At 41.0% G+C, this 17721-nt stretch carries 17 protein-coding genes and 2 pseudogenes; 5 read left to right on the forward strand and 14 right to left on the reverse strand.

Annotation, left to right across the window (positions count from 1 at the left end; all coding sequences use genetic code 11):
* Positions 1-33: 33 nt before the first annotated feature.
* The 4 genes and pseudogenes from D7D50_RS01800 to D7D50_RS01815 form a co-directional block, all read right to left on the reverse strand.
* Positions 34-1173, reverse strand: a complete 1140-nt coding sequence (locus D7D50_RS01800; protein WP_120701331.1) for a site-specific integrase — start codon at positions 1171-1173, stop codon at positions 34-36.
* A gap of 1 nt (position 1174) precedes the next feature.
* Positions 1175-1363 carry a DUF3173 domain-containing protein gene (locus D7D50_RS01805; protein ID WP_000369785.1) on the reverse strand — a complete coding sequence of 63 codons (189 nt, stop codon included), beginning with the start codon at positions 1361-1363 and terminating at the stop codon, positions 1175-1177.
* Between the two features lie 11 nt (positions 1364-1374).
* Positions 1375-2352, reverse strand: coding sequence for a replication initiation protein (locus D7D50_RS01810; RefSeq protein WP_120701332.1), 978 nt, complete (start codon positions 2350-2352; stop codon positions 1375-1377).
* Between the two features lie 45 nt (positions 2353-2397).
* A pseudogene (locus D7D50_RS01815) lies at positions 2398-2579 on the reverse strand (hypothetical protein).
* Between the two features lie 211 nt (positions 2580-2790).
* Between D7D50_RS01815 and D7D50_RS01820 the strand changes: the two are divergent.
* The 3 genes from D7D50_RS01820 to D7D50_RS01830 all read left to right on the forward strand — a co-directional run bounded on the left by D7D50_RS01820 (position 2791) and on the right by D7D50_RS01830 (position 5626).
* Positions 2791-3303: a helix-turn-helix domain-containing protein gene (locus tag D7D50_RS01820; RefSeq protein ID WP_120701333.1), complete on the forward strand. Its 513-nt coding sequence runs from the start codon at positions 2791-2793 to the stop codon at positions 3301-3303.
* 218 nt (positions 3304-3521) lie between these two features.
* Complete coding sequence (locus tag D7D50_RS01825; protein WP_023022109.1) at positions 3522-4037, forward strand: HdeD family acid-resistance protein; 516 nt, start codon at positions 3522-3524, stop codon at positions 4035-4037.
* Positions 4038-4480: 443 nt separating this feature from the next.
* A complete protein-coding gene (locus D7D50_RS01830; RefSeq protein ID WP_023022107.1) occupies positions 4481-5626 on the forward strand; it encodes a low temperature requirement protein A in 1146 nt (381 codons plus the stop codon).
* Between the two features lie 485 nt (positions 5627-6111).
* Here D7D50_RS01830 and D7D50_RS01840 read toward each other — a convergent pair whose 3' ends face one another.
* The 3 genes and pseudogenes from D7D50_RS01840 to D7D50_RS01850 form a co-directional block, all read right to left on the reverse strand.
* Positions 6112-6654 (reverse strand): T6SS immunity protein Tdi1 domain-containing protein, encoded by a 543-nt coding sequence (locus D7D50_RS01840; RefSeq protein WP_006153019.1) that lies wholly within the window; start codon positions 6652-6654, stop codon positions 6112-6114.
* A gap of 86 nt (positions 6655-6740) precedes the next feature.
* Positions 6741-7121 carry an immunity 22 family protein gene (locus D7D50_RS01845; RefSeq protein WP_006152825.1) on the reverse strand — a complete coding sequence of 127 codons (381 nt, stop codon included), beginning with the start codon at positions 7119-7121 and terminating at the stop codon, positions 6741-6743.
* A gap of 56 nt (positions 7122-7177) precedes the next feature.
* Positions 7178-7303: pseudogene (locus D7D50_RS01850) on the reverse strand (GAD-like domain-containing protein); the annotation flags it as partial.
* Positions 7304-7540: 237 nt separating this feature from the next.
* Between D7D50_RS01850 and D7D50_RS01855 the strand changes: the two are divergent.
* Positions 7541-8644: an ABC transporter permease gene (locus tag D7D50_RS01855; RefSeq protein ID WP_023022106.1), complete on the forward strand. Its 1104-nt coding sequence runs from the start codon at positions 7541-7543 to the stop codon at positions 8642-8644.
* A 1-nt stretch (position 8645) separates the two neighbouring features.
* Entirely contained in the window at positions 8646-9335 is a 690-nt protein-coding gene (locus D7D50_RS01860; protein ID WP_023022105.1) for an ABC transporter ATP-binding protein, read from the forward strand.
* A 42-nt stretch (positions 9336-9377) separates the two neighbouring features.
* Here D7D50_RS01860 and D7D50_RS01865 read toward each other — a convergent pair whose 3' ends face one another.
* From D7D50_RS01865 to groES, 7 genes are all read right to left on the reverse strand, one after another.
* Positions 9378-10703, reverse strand: coding sequence for a sensor histidine kinase (locus tag D7D50_RS01865; protein ID WP_120701334.1), 1326 nt, complete (start codon positions 10701-10703; stop codon positions 9378-9380).
* Positions 10700-11353 (reverse strand): response regulator transcription factor, encoded by a 654-nt coding sequence (locus D7D50_RS01870; protein WP_023022103.1) that lies wholly within the window; start codon positions 11351-11353, stop codon positions 10700-10702. Before D7D50_RS01870 ends, D7D50_RS01865 begins: the two co-directional genes overlap by 4 nt.
* 72 nt (positions 11354-11425) lie before the next feature.
* A complete protein-coding gene (locus tag D7D50_RS01875; RefSeq protein WP_023022102.1) occupies positions 11426-12802 on the reverse strand; it encodes an ABC transporter permease in 1377 nt (458 codons plus the stop codon).
* 12 nt (positions 12803-12814) lie between these two features.
* Positions 12815-13447 (reverse strand): ABC transporter ATP-binding protein, encoded by a 633-nt coding sequence (locus D7D50_RS01880; RefSeq protein ID WP_009731296.1) that lies wholly within the window; start codon positions 13445-13447, stop codon positions 12815-12817.
* Positions 13448-13462: 15 nt separating this feature from the next.
* Complete coding sequence (locus tag D7D50_RS01885; protein WP_120701335.1) at positions 13463-14725, reverse strand: ABC transporter permease; 1263 nt, start codon at positions 14723-14725, stop codon at positions 13463-13465.
* A gap of 1014 nt (positions 14726-15739) precedes the next feature.
* A complete protein-coding gene (gene groL, locus D7D50_RS01890; protein ID WP_120701336.1) occupies positions 15740-17362 on the reverse strand; it encodes a chaperonin GroEL in 1623 nt (540 codons plus the stop codon).
* A 23-nt stretch (positions 17363-17385) separates the two neighbouring features.
* Positions 17386-17670 carry a co-chaperone GroES gene (gene groES, locus D7D50_RS01895; protein ID WP_048789494.1) on the reverse strand — a complete coding sequence of 95 codons (285 nt, stop codon included), beginning with the start codon at positions 17668-17670 and terminating at the stop codon, positions 17386-17388.
* Between the last annotated feature and the right edge of the window lie 51 nt (positions 17671-17721).

Here is a 17721-nt window from a genome sequence, read left to right on the forward strand (position 1 = left end):
ACTGATTTGCCCCATCATTTGCCCCACATTTTTTTATGAGCAATCTTTCCAGACATCTCTGATTTGATTAAATTCTTCAAAAATTTTCTCCTCTAAAGTGTGTCCATATACTTCTACTAACATTGAAATATCTCTATGCCCTAGAATTTTTGCAATAACTCCAAGGTCAAATCCTTTGTGCCAGAGGTAGCTTCCATAGGTATGACGTGCTCCTTTTGTCGTGATAATTGGATAAATATCTAATTCATTTAAAAGAACACTCAAAGCTTTATTGACACTTGCAATATCTGGTACCAAGTGAATATAGCCATAATGCTGAAAAATCATTTTATACCTATTCTTGATTCCTAGCTCTTTATTAGCTTTCTCTTGTTCAATTTTTAGGACTTGTAATATCTTAATACATTCTTCGTCTATCGGTACCATCCGAATAGACGTTTTGTTTTTTGGAGGGACAAATTTATGAGAAAGGGTATTAAACCTCCTATATGTTTTTAGCAGTCCTCTGTCAAAGTCAACTTCATTCCAAGTTAACGCCATTAACTCTCCAAACCTCATGCCTGTTTTTAGTAGAAAATAGACGATATAAGGAACAATTGAACGTTGGTAATCAAATTTTCTCTTTACTGCTAAAAGTAAATCCAGATAGTCCTTTTCTGTATGTAAATATTTCTCTTCTATCATCTGTTGTTCTTTGGATGAAAATAACTCGACATGTTGTGTAAAATCATCTATTAGAACTTTGTCTGCAATTGCCATTTGGATGCTCTGATGAATTCCAGTATTTAATCTACCAAGAAAATTTCTACCAACTGTTTGCCCATACTTATTCATTATTCTTTGGTATTCACTCGCACGAATTTGAGTGACTTTTTTATTTCCAAATAATCTTTCAATTGTGTTTTTACGGAGAAGATATTTTTTCTTTGTCTCTTCCGACCTACTACTCGGTAGAATTTTTAGTTCAAGCCATTCTTGATATAGATCGACAAGAGAAATATCTCTAGAAATTCTTTTCCCTAAACGAAGTTCTTGCAGAATCGGTTCAGCTTCTGACTCTGCAAGTTTTTTTGTTTTAAAACCGCTATTATGAGCAACAGTTTTTCCTTCGTTACGAATTTCATAGGTCCATAAGTTACTATCTCCTCGCTTTCGATAACGAACACTTGCCATATTACGCCACCTCTGTTCCTAGAATCTCATTTACAACACTTTTTGGAACAACCATCAAACGTTTGCGATTATAAAATGTATAGCCTCGTGATACAAGTAATTCTCTTGCCTGATGAATGATATCATTCGCTGTATGAGGGCGATAGCCCATTTCAATTAATTCTTTGTTACTAATTAAATTATTATCCATAGTTATCCTCCTTAATTATTTTCTAAATTCAGAAACTCGCCTACAAGTAGTTTTAATTCTGTATTTAATTTAGGGAGATTCTGTATTAATACTTCTTTTAATTCTTCCGCAAATTGGTTCGTTTCTTCTCTCAATAGTTTGCGGACTCTTGTTTTTTTCTTTTTGATGCTGTCAGATTTTAAATTTGGAAAAGCTAATGATAACAGTTCAGGATTGTTGAGAAAGATAATTGTAAAGGCTCTTTGATCCACTCGAATATGATCTAGCTTATAAAACCCGAAATTATCAAGTCTACTCATAATATCTTGGACCATCTCCTCACCAATCGCTTTGGTTCTGAGTTGGAACTCTAGTCTCCACCAAAACGGATTTACATCCAAATCTAGCTTCTCTTCTCGCTTGTGAGCAATGATTTCTTTATTCTTATCATATAACCTAACTTGTACATTACTACCGCTAGAACCCCAATATTTCGTCTCTAATTCGCCCCCTCGACCATAGAAGACCTTATGTGTAACACCACCTTTAATATGTTGCAAATTAACGATTTCAGGCCTGTTGAAAATGTCAAATGCCAAATCAAAACGAGACAAACGTACCGTCAATGAATTCAATCTGGCAAAGTACATTAATTGCCTCCATACTTTCATTCCATCAAATTCTTTTAAAGTGTTAGGATTGAAATCAATCCGAATCAATTGTTCACCTCCATAAGTGGATAATTGAAAAAATATAATATTGATTGAATCATACTCATTAAGATCCTTAGCTAAAGTAAAGACATCATCTCGCACGTTATCATGTATTTCAAATGCGTCAACTCTTGTACTTATTGCCTGTTTCAGATTTTTGAAAATTCGTCTTAGGGAACCAGTGTCTGTATCCCAGATAACCGTTAATCTATCAATACTGACATCTAGTCGCTGTACTAATTCTCCTACATCACATCGTTCTTGAATGCTTCTTAAATCTTGTATAGAAACCAACAAAATTGTCCCCCCTTCTTTTTGATTTTTTAGGTCTCAGAAACACCGTCAAATCAACGTTTGCTCGTTCCGTCGTTCTTTGGGCGTTGCCCTAAGTGTACCTTTTTGCTGGCTGTTAGAATAGCCAGCTTTTGCTTGGCTAGAAATTGTCTGGACGGCAGTCTTCGGGACTTCGCCTGACTTCCCGTCAGGCTCGCCCTTGTCCTTGTCCACACAATTTCTAGCTCCAAGGCTTCGAATAGTCATAAGTCATAGTCTCGTCCTCAACTTCTTCCTCACTCACCAATCCTAAACTTACGAGCTATTTTTTTGTATTATTTATAACTTATTTATAAGTTATAAATATATTTTATAAAAAATATTTTAAACAGTCAACTAAAAACTTGATTTGTAAGTTTATGGGTGATAAAATAAGTTTAAAATACAACATAGGAGTTTATCATGACCTTTATTATTCAAAATTTTGGACCCAATTTGGCACGACTACGCATAGAAAAAGGAGTAAGTCAAACTCAACTTGCGGAAGATTTAGGAATCGGTAAACAGTCCATCTCTGATTACGAAAAACAAAAAAGCTATCCTACCTTTGCAAATTTGGATAAGATAGCAGAATATTTTAATGCAACTCCAACCCAACTATTTGGAACTAGTAAAGAGATTGAGTTAGAAAAGAGTGTTCTTGAAACTAATGAATACTCTGATAAAGTAAGTGAAATCTTAAAAGCTGTCAAATACATCGAACATTTTCTAGAAACTGATGGACAGTACTTAGAGGATTTACTTTACCTAACAAGAGGCAACCAACTATACACAGAAGATGGAGAAGAGTTGTATATGGATCCAACTTCTCCGAAAAGAACATTTCATAACCAATATGAACCTGGTTTTATTGTAGCAAGAGATAAATCCCCACTAGAACTCTTAATTGAAAATAAGGAATTGTTTGATAAATAGAAAAAGCGAGGATAACCTCGCTTCAGATTGAAGTTAAAATCTTTAGAAGACACTTTTATAAGGACTTTGTCTTCAATCTGTGAAAAGGAGTGAAAACTCCTTTTCTTTTTGTAAGTCAGACTGAAACTTCCAAATTGTTTATTTATTTTATTGACATTTTCTATAAAAATAAGTATAATAGTTTTATTAGAAAACTATACTATATAGGGGGTATTGAAATGAAATTTTCTAATCGTTTACTGCTATTCCTTGCAGGAGTTGTTTTTGTCCTTTTAGGACTTTTCCTATTTACAAACCCAGTAGCTAATCTTGTTGCTTACAGCTGGTGGATTTCATTTGGTTTACTGGTTTCTTCTATAGCAGCTATTTTAGGCTATTTCTCTGCACCAAAAGAGCTTCGCTCACCTGTTTATCTTTTCCAAGGATTTGTTAGTCTTCTCTTAGCTCTTTACCTCGTTGCTTATGGCTTTGTGACCCTGCCGGTCGTCATTCCGACCATTGTAGGAATTTGGTTAATTGTAGAAGCCATTATTGCTTTCTTTAAAGGCAATCGTCTAAGATTGACTTTCCCTATTATTGGTAGCAATATCACGTGGGTAGCCTTGCTTGAATTTTTACTAGGTCTAGTGATTCTGTTCAATCCAGTGGCTACAGGTGTCTTTGTCGTTTATGTCATTGCCTTTTCAGTTTTAGTTACTGGCTTCACCTACATTATTGAGGCCTTTCGTAAATAGTCTAGTTGCTATTTCTATCGCATTCAAAAAAGCTGGGAAATCATATTCTCAGCTTTTTTGTCTCTTTAATTATCACTTTTTCGCATTCCATTAGAACTTTTAATTGAAAATAAGGAGCTATTAGATTAAATAAAAAAAGCGAGTTTTAGGCTCGCTTTTTCTATTGTATAATCTTATTCTTCAGTTCTTCCGGTTGCTTAGTTGCATTGAACTCAACTCGTTTTGTTGTTCCATCTTTCTCAGTATGATAATAACTTGAATGTTTCAACACCCATTCTTTATTACCAATCATCAAACACTCCGCCTGTAAGTTGGTACATGAGGTAAATGTGTCCAAGGTTTTTACAATTCGCGCCACATGAAATTATTTAAGCATAACCTTTTTCTCTCATTACCATTTTCTGTTATAATGAATTGTATTTCTAAAGTAGAAAGGTATTAATATGACAACTCTTATTAAGCATAAACGTGTAGAATTTTCAGAACTATTTTATGACCTAGTTTTTGTTTTTGCAATTTCAAAAGTAACTACTTTAATTGAGCATCTTCATAACGGTATTTTGACTTGGAATTCTTTCCTTGATTTTTTCATAGCTGTCTTGGTTCTCACCGATTCCTGGATGATTCAAACCCTTTATACCAATCGCTATGGAAAGAACTCTTTATTTAACATGGTAATCATGTTTATCAAAATGGGAATTTTACTCTTTATAGCCAATATGATGGGACCTGATTGGCAACAATATTTTCATTATCTCTGTTGGGCTATTGGTACATTAACCTTTACCTTATTTTTACAATATTTGGTTGAATTTTTTAGAAAATCAACCGATAATGCTAATCGGGAAAGTATCAAAGGTTTTCTATGGATAACAGGTCTAGGAAGTTTAGGAGTCTATCTAGCAGCTCTTCTTCCTATTTACGTTGGGGTCTCTATCTTATTTGCTAGTATTCTGCTAACATTTATTATGCCAATTATCTTGCTTAGTAAAGATAAGCATTACCAGGTAAATCTCCCCCATTTAATCGAGCGCATCTCCCTTCTTGTCATTATTACGTTTGGAGAGATGATTATGGGGCTAGCTAACTTCTTTACAATCGAGAATTTCTCGATTTATTCGGTTCTTTATTTCATAATTATGATTTCTCTGTTCTTGTTTTATTTTGGTCAATTCGACCATGCTATTGATCAAAAATCTAATCAAAAGGGACTATTTCTAATTTACAGTCACTATCCTATTTTCATTGGGCTTATGATGATGACTGTATCGATGAGTTTTCTTCTGAATCCTGAAGCTAATCGTCTCTTTGCAACCAGCTTCTCTTATATCGGATTTGGCCTCTTTCAAGCTGCTGTCCTAGTAAATGGGCCCTATAACAAACACTATCTTCGCTATTCGAAAAGTTACTACTGTGTCCAAGCGACACTCTATCTGGCTGCCTTGATTCTCTCTTTAATCTTTGCTTCTAATCCTATAATAGTAGTGAGTATAACAACCATTTTAGCTCTAGCTATAGCCACTCATTTTATTTATTTTTATATGACACAGAATAAAAAATATTCCAAATCTAACTGGGGGTTCTTTTAATGAGTTTATAACATAAAAAAGCTTTGGGAACCAAGGCTTTTTTTTCATTAATTTGTTTTTCCATTTTATCCTCCGATTTGAACTCGCACTGACATTTATTTATAACAACACTATTTATCTAGTATGGCATAATCATTAGGTATTATAGATTTTCAAACCAAATGTGAGTCATTCGTTTTTGCCCCACTTTTGCCACGTTTTTAAAGCCTGACAGTGAAAACACCTAAAAGTATTTCCCTAAAATCAGCTATATTTCAACACTTTTGTTTATTTTCAATATGAAAAGTTCTTACAAATTCATGTAGGGGGCATCTAAATCAACAGGAAAAAGCCTTAATTTACAAGGCTTTTTTGCTTGTCATTTTGTTTTTTGTACCAAAAAGTCTATATTCACAAAATAAGCGAGTCTCATCCAAAGACAGACTCGCTAGTTATCTAACACTCGTTTTCATCGAAAAAACCACCGCGAGGGTGGTTCTTTTTTATCAATCGTCCATCACTCCGCCTGTGAGCTGGTACATGAGGTAAATGTGCTCTAGGACTTTTACTTTATCCATGTGATCCACATCTTTAAAGCCTCCCAAAGCTAGCAAAGGAACAAAACCGAAACATTCATCGTAGGCCAATTGCCCATGTTTGGCAACAGCTTTTTTGTAGAGTGGAATATCGAAATAATCGTCTTTGAAATCTTCATCATCAACATACTCTATGAAACGATCCATACGCTTAATCATAATATCCAAATCCTGAATATTATATTGGACAATTCCCACATAGGCATTCTCTTCCCAAGTAATAATATCTCCAAATGCTGTTACGAACATAGGAAAAGCGACATCTCCTCTGAAATAACTATCTTGGAGAAGTTCAAGATAGTCGTCTGGATTAATGACTTTGAGATAACCATCTAAAAAGGTTCCCAAGCCATCCTCCTGCCAAATTTGAACCAACTCAGCAGGGACTTGGTCCTTGTATTTTTCAATAACTTCTTGGGGCATATCTGCCTCTTTTATAAAGTTTTCTAACATATTTTCCTCTTTCTTGATTTTAGATTGTGAATTTAACCACTCCAATTACTCTATAAAATGTAACTCGATTCATTTTTATCTTCTAATTATTTGTACTCTACAGTCGCTATAAATTCTGTGCTAATTGTTCGTAAAGTATTGCTATCAAACTGATAATTATATATCAAAATCAACGCATTATTGGGTTCAATATTGGGATTTATGCCTTTTTGCTTTAAATTGTTTACAATAATATTATTATAGGATGCCTCCTTTAGCATGTCAAACAAATTTGTAAAGCTGGTTTCAAAAACTTCTTTTTCAATTAAGTAATCATCAATGTCATCAATATCAATATTGTATTGATTATAAAACAATGACGGAACCACCTCCCCTTCTTCATCATATTTCAAATTTATAAACTCATCTAAATCTAACTTAGTAGCAAAGTTGCCAATCCAAATTGACACTGTGTTTTCTGTTTCCATAATTATCCTTTCTATTTTCCAAAACTCCGCAGTCCCTCTGGCAATGAAGCTATTCCACCATTTAAAATGGTTCCCAGATCATCCTCTTGCCAAATCTGTAACAACTCAGCTGGAACTTGATCCTTATATTTTTCAATCACTTCTTGGGGCATGTCTGTCACTTTGATAAAGTTTTCTAGCATGTTTTCCTCCGATTTGATTTCCTATTCACGTTTCACTCTGCCTCTAGTATACCACAAACCATATGTACCAAAGACTACTTAACAAGAAGAATAACAGTCTCATGCGTTTTTAAGTATCTAAAGGAAAGATAATAAAAATAATGTTTTTGAAGCACTCTACCAAACACCATCCCCATATTCTCCCTCCACTTGTGGTATGATGGTAGAGTATGTTTAGGTGCCAAAAGGAGAACGAATATGAAAATCGCATGGAATGAAATTAAATACCAACCCAAGAAGTTTATCCTGATTGAACTTCTCATTACCATTCTCATGTTTATGGTGGTGTTCTTGTCCGGTCTAACAAATGGACTGGGGCGTTCGGTATCTGCCCAAATCGATAACTATGGGTCCCGGTATTATATCCTTTCGACGGATTCAGAAGGGATTATCCCCTTTTCAACCATTACGGCTAAGGATTTAGATGAGATAAACAAGATAGAAGGATTGGATTATTCTGGCTTGTCGATCCAGCGGGCAACTATCTCAAAATCAGAGGATTCCAATACCCTAGATATCACCTACTTCGCGACCGACCACAATGAAGAAGAAATCCTCAATCCAATCATGGAAGATAGTGACCTCAAGATCTCCGATTTAAAGAAAAATGAAGTCATTCTGAACAGCTCTTTCAGAGAGGATGAGGGGATCCAGGTCGGTGATCAAGTGATCGATAAAACTTCTAAGCAAAAACTCAAGGTCGTGGCCTTCGCGAACAATGCCAAATACGGCTATAGCAAGATTGGTTTTATCAGCTCTGAGACCTACACAGGCATGCGGCAAAAAACAGATCCAAGCTATCAATGGCAAATCCAAACCCTTGTGACCAAGAAGAGCATCACTTCTAGTGATCTAGCCAGCAACTTAATGGTAGCGGATAAAAAGCAAGTAATCGATAAAATCCCTGGCTACAAGGCTCAAAACTTGACGCTACGGATGATTACTTGGGTGATGCTACTCGCTTCCTCTGCTATCCTTGGGGTCTTCTTCTATATCCTCACCCTGCAGAAGTTGAAACAGTTTGGCGTCCTAAAGGCCATTGGCATGTCCATGAGCCAGATTACCTATGTCCAATTATCCCAACTTACCATCATCTCCCTCATCGGAGTGCTACTGGGGCTTGGCTTGGCAACTATGATGGCACCATTTTTACCCAATAGTGTCCCTTCCTTTATGACCCTGAAAGACAACCTCACCATCTCGATTAGCTTTATCCTGACCTCTATGTTGTGTGGTGCCTTGTCCCTTGTCAAAATCAAAAAAGTAGATCCAATCGAAGTCATTGGTGGAAATGGAGAATAAGATGGCCATTATTGCATTAGAAAATATCAGAAAATCCTACGCCGATGGTAGCCAGATGCACCATGTCCTTAACCAACTTAATTTAAGCGTCGAACCCAACGAATTTGTCGCAATCTTGGGCCCTTCAGGATCTGGTAAATCCACTCTCTTAGCCATCGCTGGCTTGCTTTTGTCAGCAGACGAGGGGCGGATTCGTATCGCTGGCCAAGACTTGACCGGCCTCAACCAAGGCCAGTGGACACAAAAACGGCTGGAATTGCTCGGCTTCATCTTTCAAGATCACCAGCTCCTCTCCTATATGAAAATCGGTGACCAGTTAGAACTGGTGGCCAAATTGAAAGGAGAAAAGGACAAGAAAAAACGCCAAGAGGAAGTCAAAGCCTTGCTGGCAGATCTGGGCATCGAAGCTTGTTACCACCAATACCCTAATCAGATGTCTGGTGGACAAAAACAACGGGCAGCCATCGCGCGGGCCTTTATCGGAAATCCGCAGGTCATCTTAGCCGATGAACCAACCGCTAGCCTAGACCCTGATCGGGGGCAAGAAATCGCCCAGTTGATCCGGAAAGAAGTCAAATCCAAAAACAAGAGCGCCATCATGGTGACCCATGACCGCTCCATCCTGACCTATGTGGATACCATTTATGAATTAAAACACGGCCAATTGCTAAAGGTAGAACAGCTTGATTAAATTAAAACTAGCGAACAAGAAAAATGCTTGTTCGCTAGTTTTTTAGTCTTGAAGATCTTTGGGCAGTTCCATGCGGAAGCGTAAGCCCATAGCCGTTTTATCAAATTGGTAGGCCAGTTCTTCATGGTCCAGCAAGTGTTGAACCACGAAGAGTCCCAAGCCACCTTCCTTCTTCTGGCGGCTAGCGGTCATTGGCATCTCAGCGGTCTCTACCATTTTCTGGCTGGTATTTTCAACAGCCAAGTGCGTCCCTTCTTCTTCGAGACGGAGCTGGATCTCTCCACCGGCATCCGAATGCTTAACAGCATTACTGATGACATTTGAAAGGACCAATTTCAGAATGGCTGGGTCCATATAGACTGGTTTATCAGGGATTTGATTGTCAATCGTGAGCGAGCGGGATTGAGCCAAGACCTTGTACTGGTCGAGGATCTGCTCTAAGACCTGGTCCAGCTGGATCCACTCCTTGTCACCAGCCAATTCTTGGACAGAGGACAGGGATAGGATTTCTAGGACGATCTGGTTCATCTCATCGACGATATCGAGGGAGACCGATAGGTAACGGTCCCGATCCTTGTAGCGGCCGATTTTATCTCGCATATTTTCGAGGATAATCTTCAAGCTGGCCAGAGGGGTCTTGAGCTCATGGGAGGCCCCTCTTAGAAATTCGACCTTCATCTGCTCCAACTTCAGATTTTCCTGCTTCTGCTGCTCTAGATTGTCAATCACTTCTAAAAGATGGTGATAGAGGTCGTTAATCTGTTGCTTGAGGACGCCGATCTCATCCTGCGAGTGAATGGGGAGACTGGCTGTCCGATCCAAGCGCTTCATCCGCTTGGTCATCTGCTTGATCTCAAGGATCGGAGCAGAAATCATGCGGGCATAGAGATAGGAGGCAATCAGCGACAGAACAAAGGAGGCAAGAAGACTATAGGGAAGAAAGCCCAGACTGATGTCCCGCGCTTCCTTTTGCGAATCGACAGTCGCTAAGAATTGCAAGGTCAGGTCTTTCCCTTCTTTGGTCTGAATCTTTCGCTCTTCAATGACCAGGGAATTGTTCTGGCTATCAGGGTTCACGAGCAGGTCATCCTTGACCTCTATGGCATTTTGTTTTTGCTTGCCCTTGATAGAGACCTTGATATCATTGGTCTTGGAATAAAGGTCGATGACCGACTCAATGGTCTCTTCTGTCTGACCTTGGAAACTCTTGGCCAGGGCCTCTGATTTCTTCAAAATCGTCTGGCGCTGGGACTCGATATAGGTCGATGGAAAAATAAAGTAAACCGAAGCATGTAGAAGGATGACTAAGCTACTAAAAAGGGCAAAGGTGATCAGAAAGATCTTAGCAAAGATACTCCGTTTGGTCATGGTCTCTCCAATTTATAGCCGACATTGCGTACCGTTACGATACAGTCTAGCTCTAGTTTTTTTCGTAGTTCCTTGATATAGACATCGATCACCCGGTCAAAAGGAATCTCCTCCGTCTCCTTCCAAACGGCATCGAGGATCTGAGAGCGGGTCCGGGCCTTGCCTTCATGCTGGAGCAAGTATTCCAAGATTTCCAACTCCTTGGCATTCATGGAAATGGCTTGCCCGGCTAGGCTGGCTGTATAACTCTCAAAATCCACCCGCGTCTCTCCATAAGTGAAGACCCGTGAAGGTTGAAGCTTTTTAAAAATAGCTTCGATCCGGACCTTCAAGAGGGACAAGGAGAAGGGTTTTTCCAGGTAGCCATCTGCCAGCTCTCCAAAGGCCGTCAACTTATAGTCCTCATCATGGAAGGCCGTCAGCATGAGGACAGGGACTGAGCTAGTCTTCCGGATGGCCTTGAGGACTTCCAAGCCATTGAGGATAGGAAGCTGGATATCTAGCAAAACTATATCCGGCGCTTCTCTGTGAAAGAGGTCCAGAGCCTCCTGCCCATCGCCTGCTTCAAAGACCTCATAGCCACATTCCATGAGATAGTCGCTCATCCCTTCTCGAATCAGGACTTCATCTTCTACGATTAGTATCTTCATATACTTTCCTTTTATCTAAGAAACTTCTTCTACCTCCTATTATACCCTATTTCTATTTTAGGAAACAATCTCTTATTCGACATCCACCAAGAGTTCCTTTGGTTTCTTATGCAAGAGCCATTGAGAAGAAAGGATGGACACAAGAATCAAGAGAAGCCCACCGACCAACACAATCACCAGCAATTGGCTCGGTTGGATATCCATATGGATATCTGTCAGGGTCTTACTGAAGCTTTCTGCCTCAGCTCCTCCACCAAGGTTGGCGGCAGAGGATTCTTGGGCCATTTGTTTGGCAATGCCACTGGTTACGTTTTTGAGCACCGTATCTCCTACTGCTTTAGCAAGAAGACCTGCGACTCCATAGGAGAGGAGGAAGGCTGGGATGGAAATCATGACCAATTCTGCCACGAATTGCCCCGCAATCTGTACCTTAGAAAGTCCAAGAGCCAGTAAGATACCAACTTCTCTGCGACGGGCATTGAGCCACAAGACAAGAAGAAGAGTGAGAAGCAAGCTAGCAAAGATGAGGCTACCGATAAACAAGTAGTCTGCCACTTGGAACATGCTGCTGATGGATTTTTGCAAGGCTGGGTAGTTCGAAGAGCTCTTAACCAAGTCAAAGTAATTCCATGGGATATCCAAGGCTTTGATTTTTTCGATCAGTTTATCCAGGTCCTGATCCCCTTTTGCAAAGAAGGTCGCATCCTCATAGGTGGCTGTTTGGACGGTATTGCCATAGAGTTTGGCAGCTGTATCCAAGTCAGAAATGAGTGTATCTTCATACAATTCTTGGGCGTAAGTGAGAGGAGCTTGGTTTTTCCCTGAGAACAAGCCTTTAATGGTCACTTCGACGGTTTCATTGGCCCCTTTTTCATTGTCAGCATCGTAGAGGTTGGACTTGAGACGCACCTTATCGCCCACCTTGAGGCCATTCTTTTTCGCCAAATCTTCGTGCATGAGGATTTGGTTTTTGTCCTTATCGGTCAGATGCTCCCCTTGAACCAGCTTGTAGGCCCCAGAGACAAATTTATCTTCTTTTGAAGAGTCATTGACCCCTGTCACCATCAAGGTGTTTTTGAAGTGCTTGGCCCGCTCTGGAGATTGATTTTGCAGAGTTTCTTCTGTCTCAATAATCTCGTGGTCTAGGATATCCGCGATAGCATTGATCCGCTTGATGGAGGAGGTGATGCCCTCTACCTGGCTGATTTTTTCGATATCCTCTCCTCTGAGATTACCAGCTCCCCGAGGGGTTCCTGGATTGGTCCGTCGATTGATCTGCATCGAGAAGCTATTGGTGATGGAGCCTAGACTTTCCGATGAAGCTTTTTGGGTCGCCCCCTTCATAGAGAGTCCGATCAAGCTCAAGGTCCCCATGAGGAGAATGATGGCAAAGAGCAAGAGAGACTTGGGCCATTTACGTGTGATATAAGCAAAAGCATTTCGCAACATAGCATTCCCTCCTTACTTACTCTTCTCAACGAGGCTACGGCGACTCAATTCCAAGACCACATCGGAGGCCTCTGCCACTTCCTTGCTGTGGGTGACGACGATGACACATTTTTGGCGTTCCTTGGCCAATTTCTTCAAAATCGCAATGATATCACCTGCTGTCTGTTCGTCTAGGTTTCCTGTTGGCTCATCTGCCAAGATGACAGGCGCTTCTGAAACGAGCGCACGTGCAATGGCCACCCGTTGCTGCTGCCCTCCGGATAGTTGGAGGACATTGCGTTTGATTTGCGTTTCGTCCAGCCCCAATTCCAAGAGAATCTCTTTCCCAGCTTGTTTGTTGACCAGGCGGACATTTTCAAGTGGTGTCAAATAATCAATCAGATTGTAATTCTGAAAAACCAGGGAAACATGGTGCTTGCGGTGGTAGCTAGACCCTTTAGTCTGGATGTCCTCCCCATCAAAGAGAACCTGCCCCTTCTTGGGATTGTCCAGACCAGCTAGAAGGGAAAGAAGGGTTGATTTCCCAGTTCCTGACTGGCCAATAATACTGTAAAATGTCCCATTTTCGAACTGATAGTTCACATTTGAGAGGATATCTTCACTATAGCTTTGGTAACTATAGGCTACATTTTTGAGTTCTAACATATGTGTCATTTCTCCTTAACTCATTTTTGTTAATATTTCTTTTGGTGTCTTGCGCCAGATCAAGCTGGTAGTTGCACCGAGCGACAGAAGGATCAAGCCCAAGAGGCTAGCATAGGCGATCCCTAAGGAAAGGCCTTGAGGGATCTGATGAAGTAGGTCTAGGGTCTGCTGTTGCCCCGTCTCTCCGACAAATTGTTCTAAGAAACGATGGCTAACCATCCGCCCGATGAGAAAGGCCGGAATCACTGCTAGTAGGGATACCAGCACCACTTCCAAGAGGAACTGTCCAAAGATTCGTCCCTTGCTCTTCCCAATGGATAAGAGCACCCCGATTTCATGGATCCGCTCCCGTGTCCAGAGACTCAGTAAGAGCGATAGGGCACCTGCTCCCGTTACTAGGAGGACGATCATCATGATCCGTACCAGGCCTTCTAGGGTCTGAGAGGACTCCTTCATCTGGTCAAAGGCCTTGCGGTCTTCGACCAAGCGGAGAGACTGCCAATCCAGATCCAAGCTTTTGACTTGCTTTAATAGGGCATCGATTTTCTCAGGATCTTTGACCCCAAAGGTAACCTGGGTCACTTCTTGCTGACTGAGACCTAAGAGCTTGGTCGCATCCTCATAAGAGAGGTAGACCTGGTTTTCACTCAAATCAGAGGTCATTCCTGTGAATTTTTCCTGTTTCTTACCTGAAAAGATCCCAACGATTTCAAAGGTTTGCTCCTTGGCAGGAGTCTCTCCCATCTGAAAACTGGATAAGGTCAAGCGATCTCCGACCTTAAGCTTGTTCTTCTTAGCCAACTCTTCGTGGATCAAGATCTGCCCTCTCGCCTTATCGGATAAGTGCTTGCCTTGCACCAATTGGAAACTGCCACTTCGGAAATCCAGATGCTGATCTGTCTTCTGGGTGAAAACAGCGCCCAGAGCTTGCTTGGCTTCCTGTCCCAGATCATCCCGCTCTACCGACTGCTGTCCCGTCACCGCTTCTTTACCAAGAATGCGAACGGGACTTTCATATTGAGGAACCATGGATCCCACCCCGTCCAGTTGCCGCACCTTTTCAGCTTCCTTCAGAGCAAAGGGCTTATCCCCTTGTTTACTGGTCAGAGCAAAACTGGTCCCCGCCGACTGTTTGATGTGGTCCTCCAGTTTTCCTCCCACTTGCATCAGTGAAAAACAGAAATACAAGCAAGAGAGGATCAAGAGGAGAATCAGAAAGAGGACCAGATTCCTCGTTCTTTTTCGAGAAATATAGGCGATTGCCTGTTGTAAGAGCATGATCTTACCCTCCATTTCAAGGTCCACAGCGATACAGTGTGGACGCTTTCATCATTTGTTGCTTTCATTATAGAGGAGAAATGTGAAATGTTTATGAAATACAAAAAAACTCCCCCAGAAAAATCTGGAGGAGCTTTTAGCAAGGGAGTATGAAACATTTTTAATATGAAAAAGGTCGATAAAAATTAAGGATCAAAAAGTTTCAATTTATTCGATCAAGTTTTTGTCTTTAGACATGTATGTGGGAAGTTTTCCTCCCTTGCTCTGATGTAGAACTTTTCTACTTAATATAGTTTAACCTATCTTTGTTACAAAATAAAGGAATTTGTATTGCATTTTTGTTCCAAATATAAAACGGATGGATCACTAAAAAAGAAGATTTCTATAGATGTTTGTTCAATTGAAAAGAACGCACTGATATCACTACATTTAAAGAAAATCGACAATTCAATCACACTTTGTTTTTTTTCATCCAATCGCAGTTTTTTAACCTAGTCGTTAAAGCTTAATTTGCAGAAAAATAAATTTCAATAATTGCACTTCACAAGCAATTGCAATATATATATAAATGTATTCTGCCTGACCCAAATGAATAGAGGCGAAGCCTCAATCAAACACACAAGTTACGACAGAAAATAAAGAAGGCCGATAATGCCTTCTTTGTTTTCTTAGTAAGATGCTTAGGCAAGGCACCATGGTGCTTGCCATAAACTACAAAGCAACCTAATAAATTGAGCACGGGGTTACGACGTGAAAAGGGAGCGAGACAGAACGAATATTTTTAACATTCGTTCGTTGTCTCGCCCCTGCAAGGCTGATTAGGGCTCTCCCGAGCTTGGAAAAGCGAAGGGAGAGTCCAATCAGCTACTGCGTCAGACAGTTCATCCTATGATTGGTCGAAAATTGAAAAGATTCTACTAACTCCCTTTAAGCTAGTAAGACGTTTAGGTAGGCCGCAACATAGCGGCTACCGTCCAATGATTTGGTGCCTTAGCACCAATCATTGGTAACGTGTTACATCATCCCACCCATCATGCTTGGATCCATAGCCGGTGCTGCTGGAGCTGGTTCTGGTTTGTTGGCTACCACTGCTTCGGTCGTCAAGATAAGACTTGCTACGGAAGCCGCATTTTGAAGGGCTGAACGGCTCACCTTCACTGGGTCGATAATTCCTGCTTCAATCATGTTGACCCATTCACCTGTTGCAGCATTGAATCCAGTTCCGACTTCTGCATGTTTCAAGCGATCAATGACAATTGATCCTTCATAGCCTGCATTGTGGGCAATTTGGCGTACAGGTTCTTCCAAGGCGCGAAGCACGATGTTGCGTCCTGTCGCTTCATCCCCTTCCAATTCAAGGGTTTCAACTGCAGAAATAACGTTGGCAAGGGCCGTACCACCACCGGCAACAATTCCTTCTTCAACCGCTGCGCGGGTCGCATTGAGGGCATCTTCGATACGGAGTTTCATTTCCTTCAATTCTGTTTCGGTTGCAGCTCCGACCTTGATCACTGCAACACCACCAGACAATTTAGCCAAGCGTTCTTGCAATTTTTCACGGTCAAATTCTGAAGTGGTTGTTTCAATTTGTGATTTAATCACGGCGACACGGTTGGCAATAGCTTCAGGATTTCCTGCACCTTCTACAATGACTGTACTATCTTTGTCCACTGTCACTTTACTTGCTTGACCGAGGGCCTCGATGGTCGCATCTTTCAACTCAAGACCGAGATCTTCTGTGATAACAGTACCACCTGTCAAGATCGCGATGTCTTCTAGCATAGCTTTGCGACGGTCTCCAAATCCAGGAGCCTTAACAGCTACGACATTGAAGGTTCCACGAATCTTGTTCAAGACAAGCGTTGGGAGGGCTTCTCCATCTACATCATCCGCAATGATCAAGAGCGGACGGTTGCTTTGAAGGATACTTTCAAGCAATGGCAGGATTTCCTGGATGTTTGACACCTTCTTGTCGGTGATCAGGATATAAGGATTTTCAAGGTCTGCCACCATTTTTTCATTATCAGTGACCATGTATTGAGAGAGGTAACCACGGTCAAACTGCATTCCTTCAACGACTTCTAGCTCTGTTTCCATACCACGAGATTCTTCAATCGTGATTACCCCGTCGTTACCCACTTTTTCCATGGCTTCTGAGATGTATTCACCGACTTTTTCAGAGCGAGAAGAGACAGCTGCAACCTGAGCGATGGCTTCTTTATTAGCAACTGGAATGGCATTGTTTTTCAAGGCTTCAACAGCAGTCGCAACTGCTGCTTCAATCCCACGACGGATACCGATTGGATTCGCACCCGCTGTAACGTTCTTGATCCCTTCACGGACGATGGCTTGGGTCAAGACAGTCGCAGTGGTTGTTCCGTCTCCAGCGATATCATTGGTCTTCGAAGCAACTTCTGATACCAATTTGGCACCCATATTTTCGAAATGGTCTTCTAATTCGATTTCTTTAGCGATGGTCACCCCATCATTGGTGATCAATGGTGACCCAAATGATTTTTCAAGCACCACATTGCGCCCTTTAGGTCCCAAGGTCACCTTAACGGTATCTGCTAGGATATCCACCCCACGGACCATGGCTGCACGAGCATCTGATGAAAATTTAATTTCTTTTGACATACATCTTTCTCCTTTCTGATTCTTTAAGCTTCAACAATGGCAAGAATACTTGCAGTCCCAACAATCGTGTACTTCTCATCGCCGTCTTTCACTTCAACGCCTGCATGATTTTCCACCAAGACCGTATCACCGACTTTGACACTTGGTGCTACCAACTCGCCACTGAGGGTCCGAACTCCCTCACCTACAGCGATAACTTCTGCTGTTTTGGTTTCAGCTTGACTTGCTCCTGCGATGACAAAGCCACCGACTGTTTGTTCTTTTTCTTCTACTTTCAAGACCACGCGGTCTCCTAATGGTTTTAACATGTCATTCCTCCGTTCTTGTATTTTAGCACTCTTCAATAACGAGTGCTAACT

Source organism: Streptococcus koreensis, from assembly GCF_003627135.1.
GTDB classification, from domain to species: domain Bacteria; phylum Bacillota; class Bacilli; order Lactobacillales; family Streptococcaceae; genus Streptococcus; species Streptococcus ilei.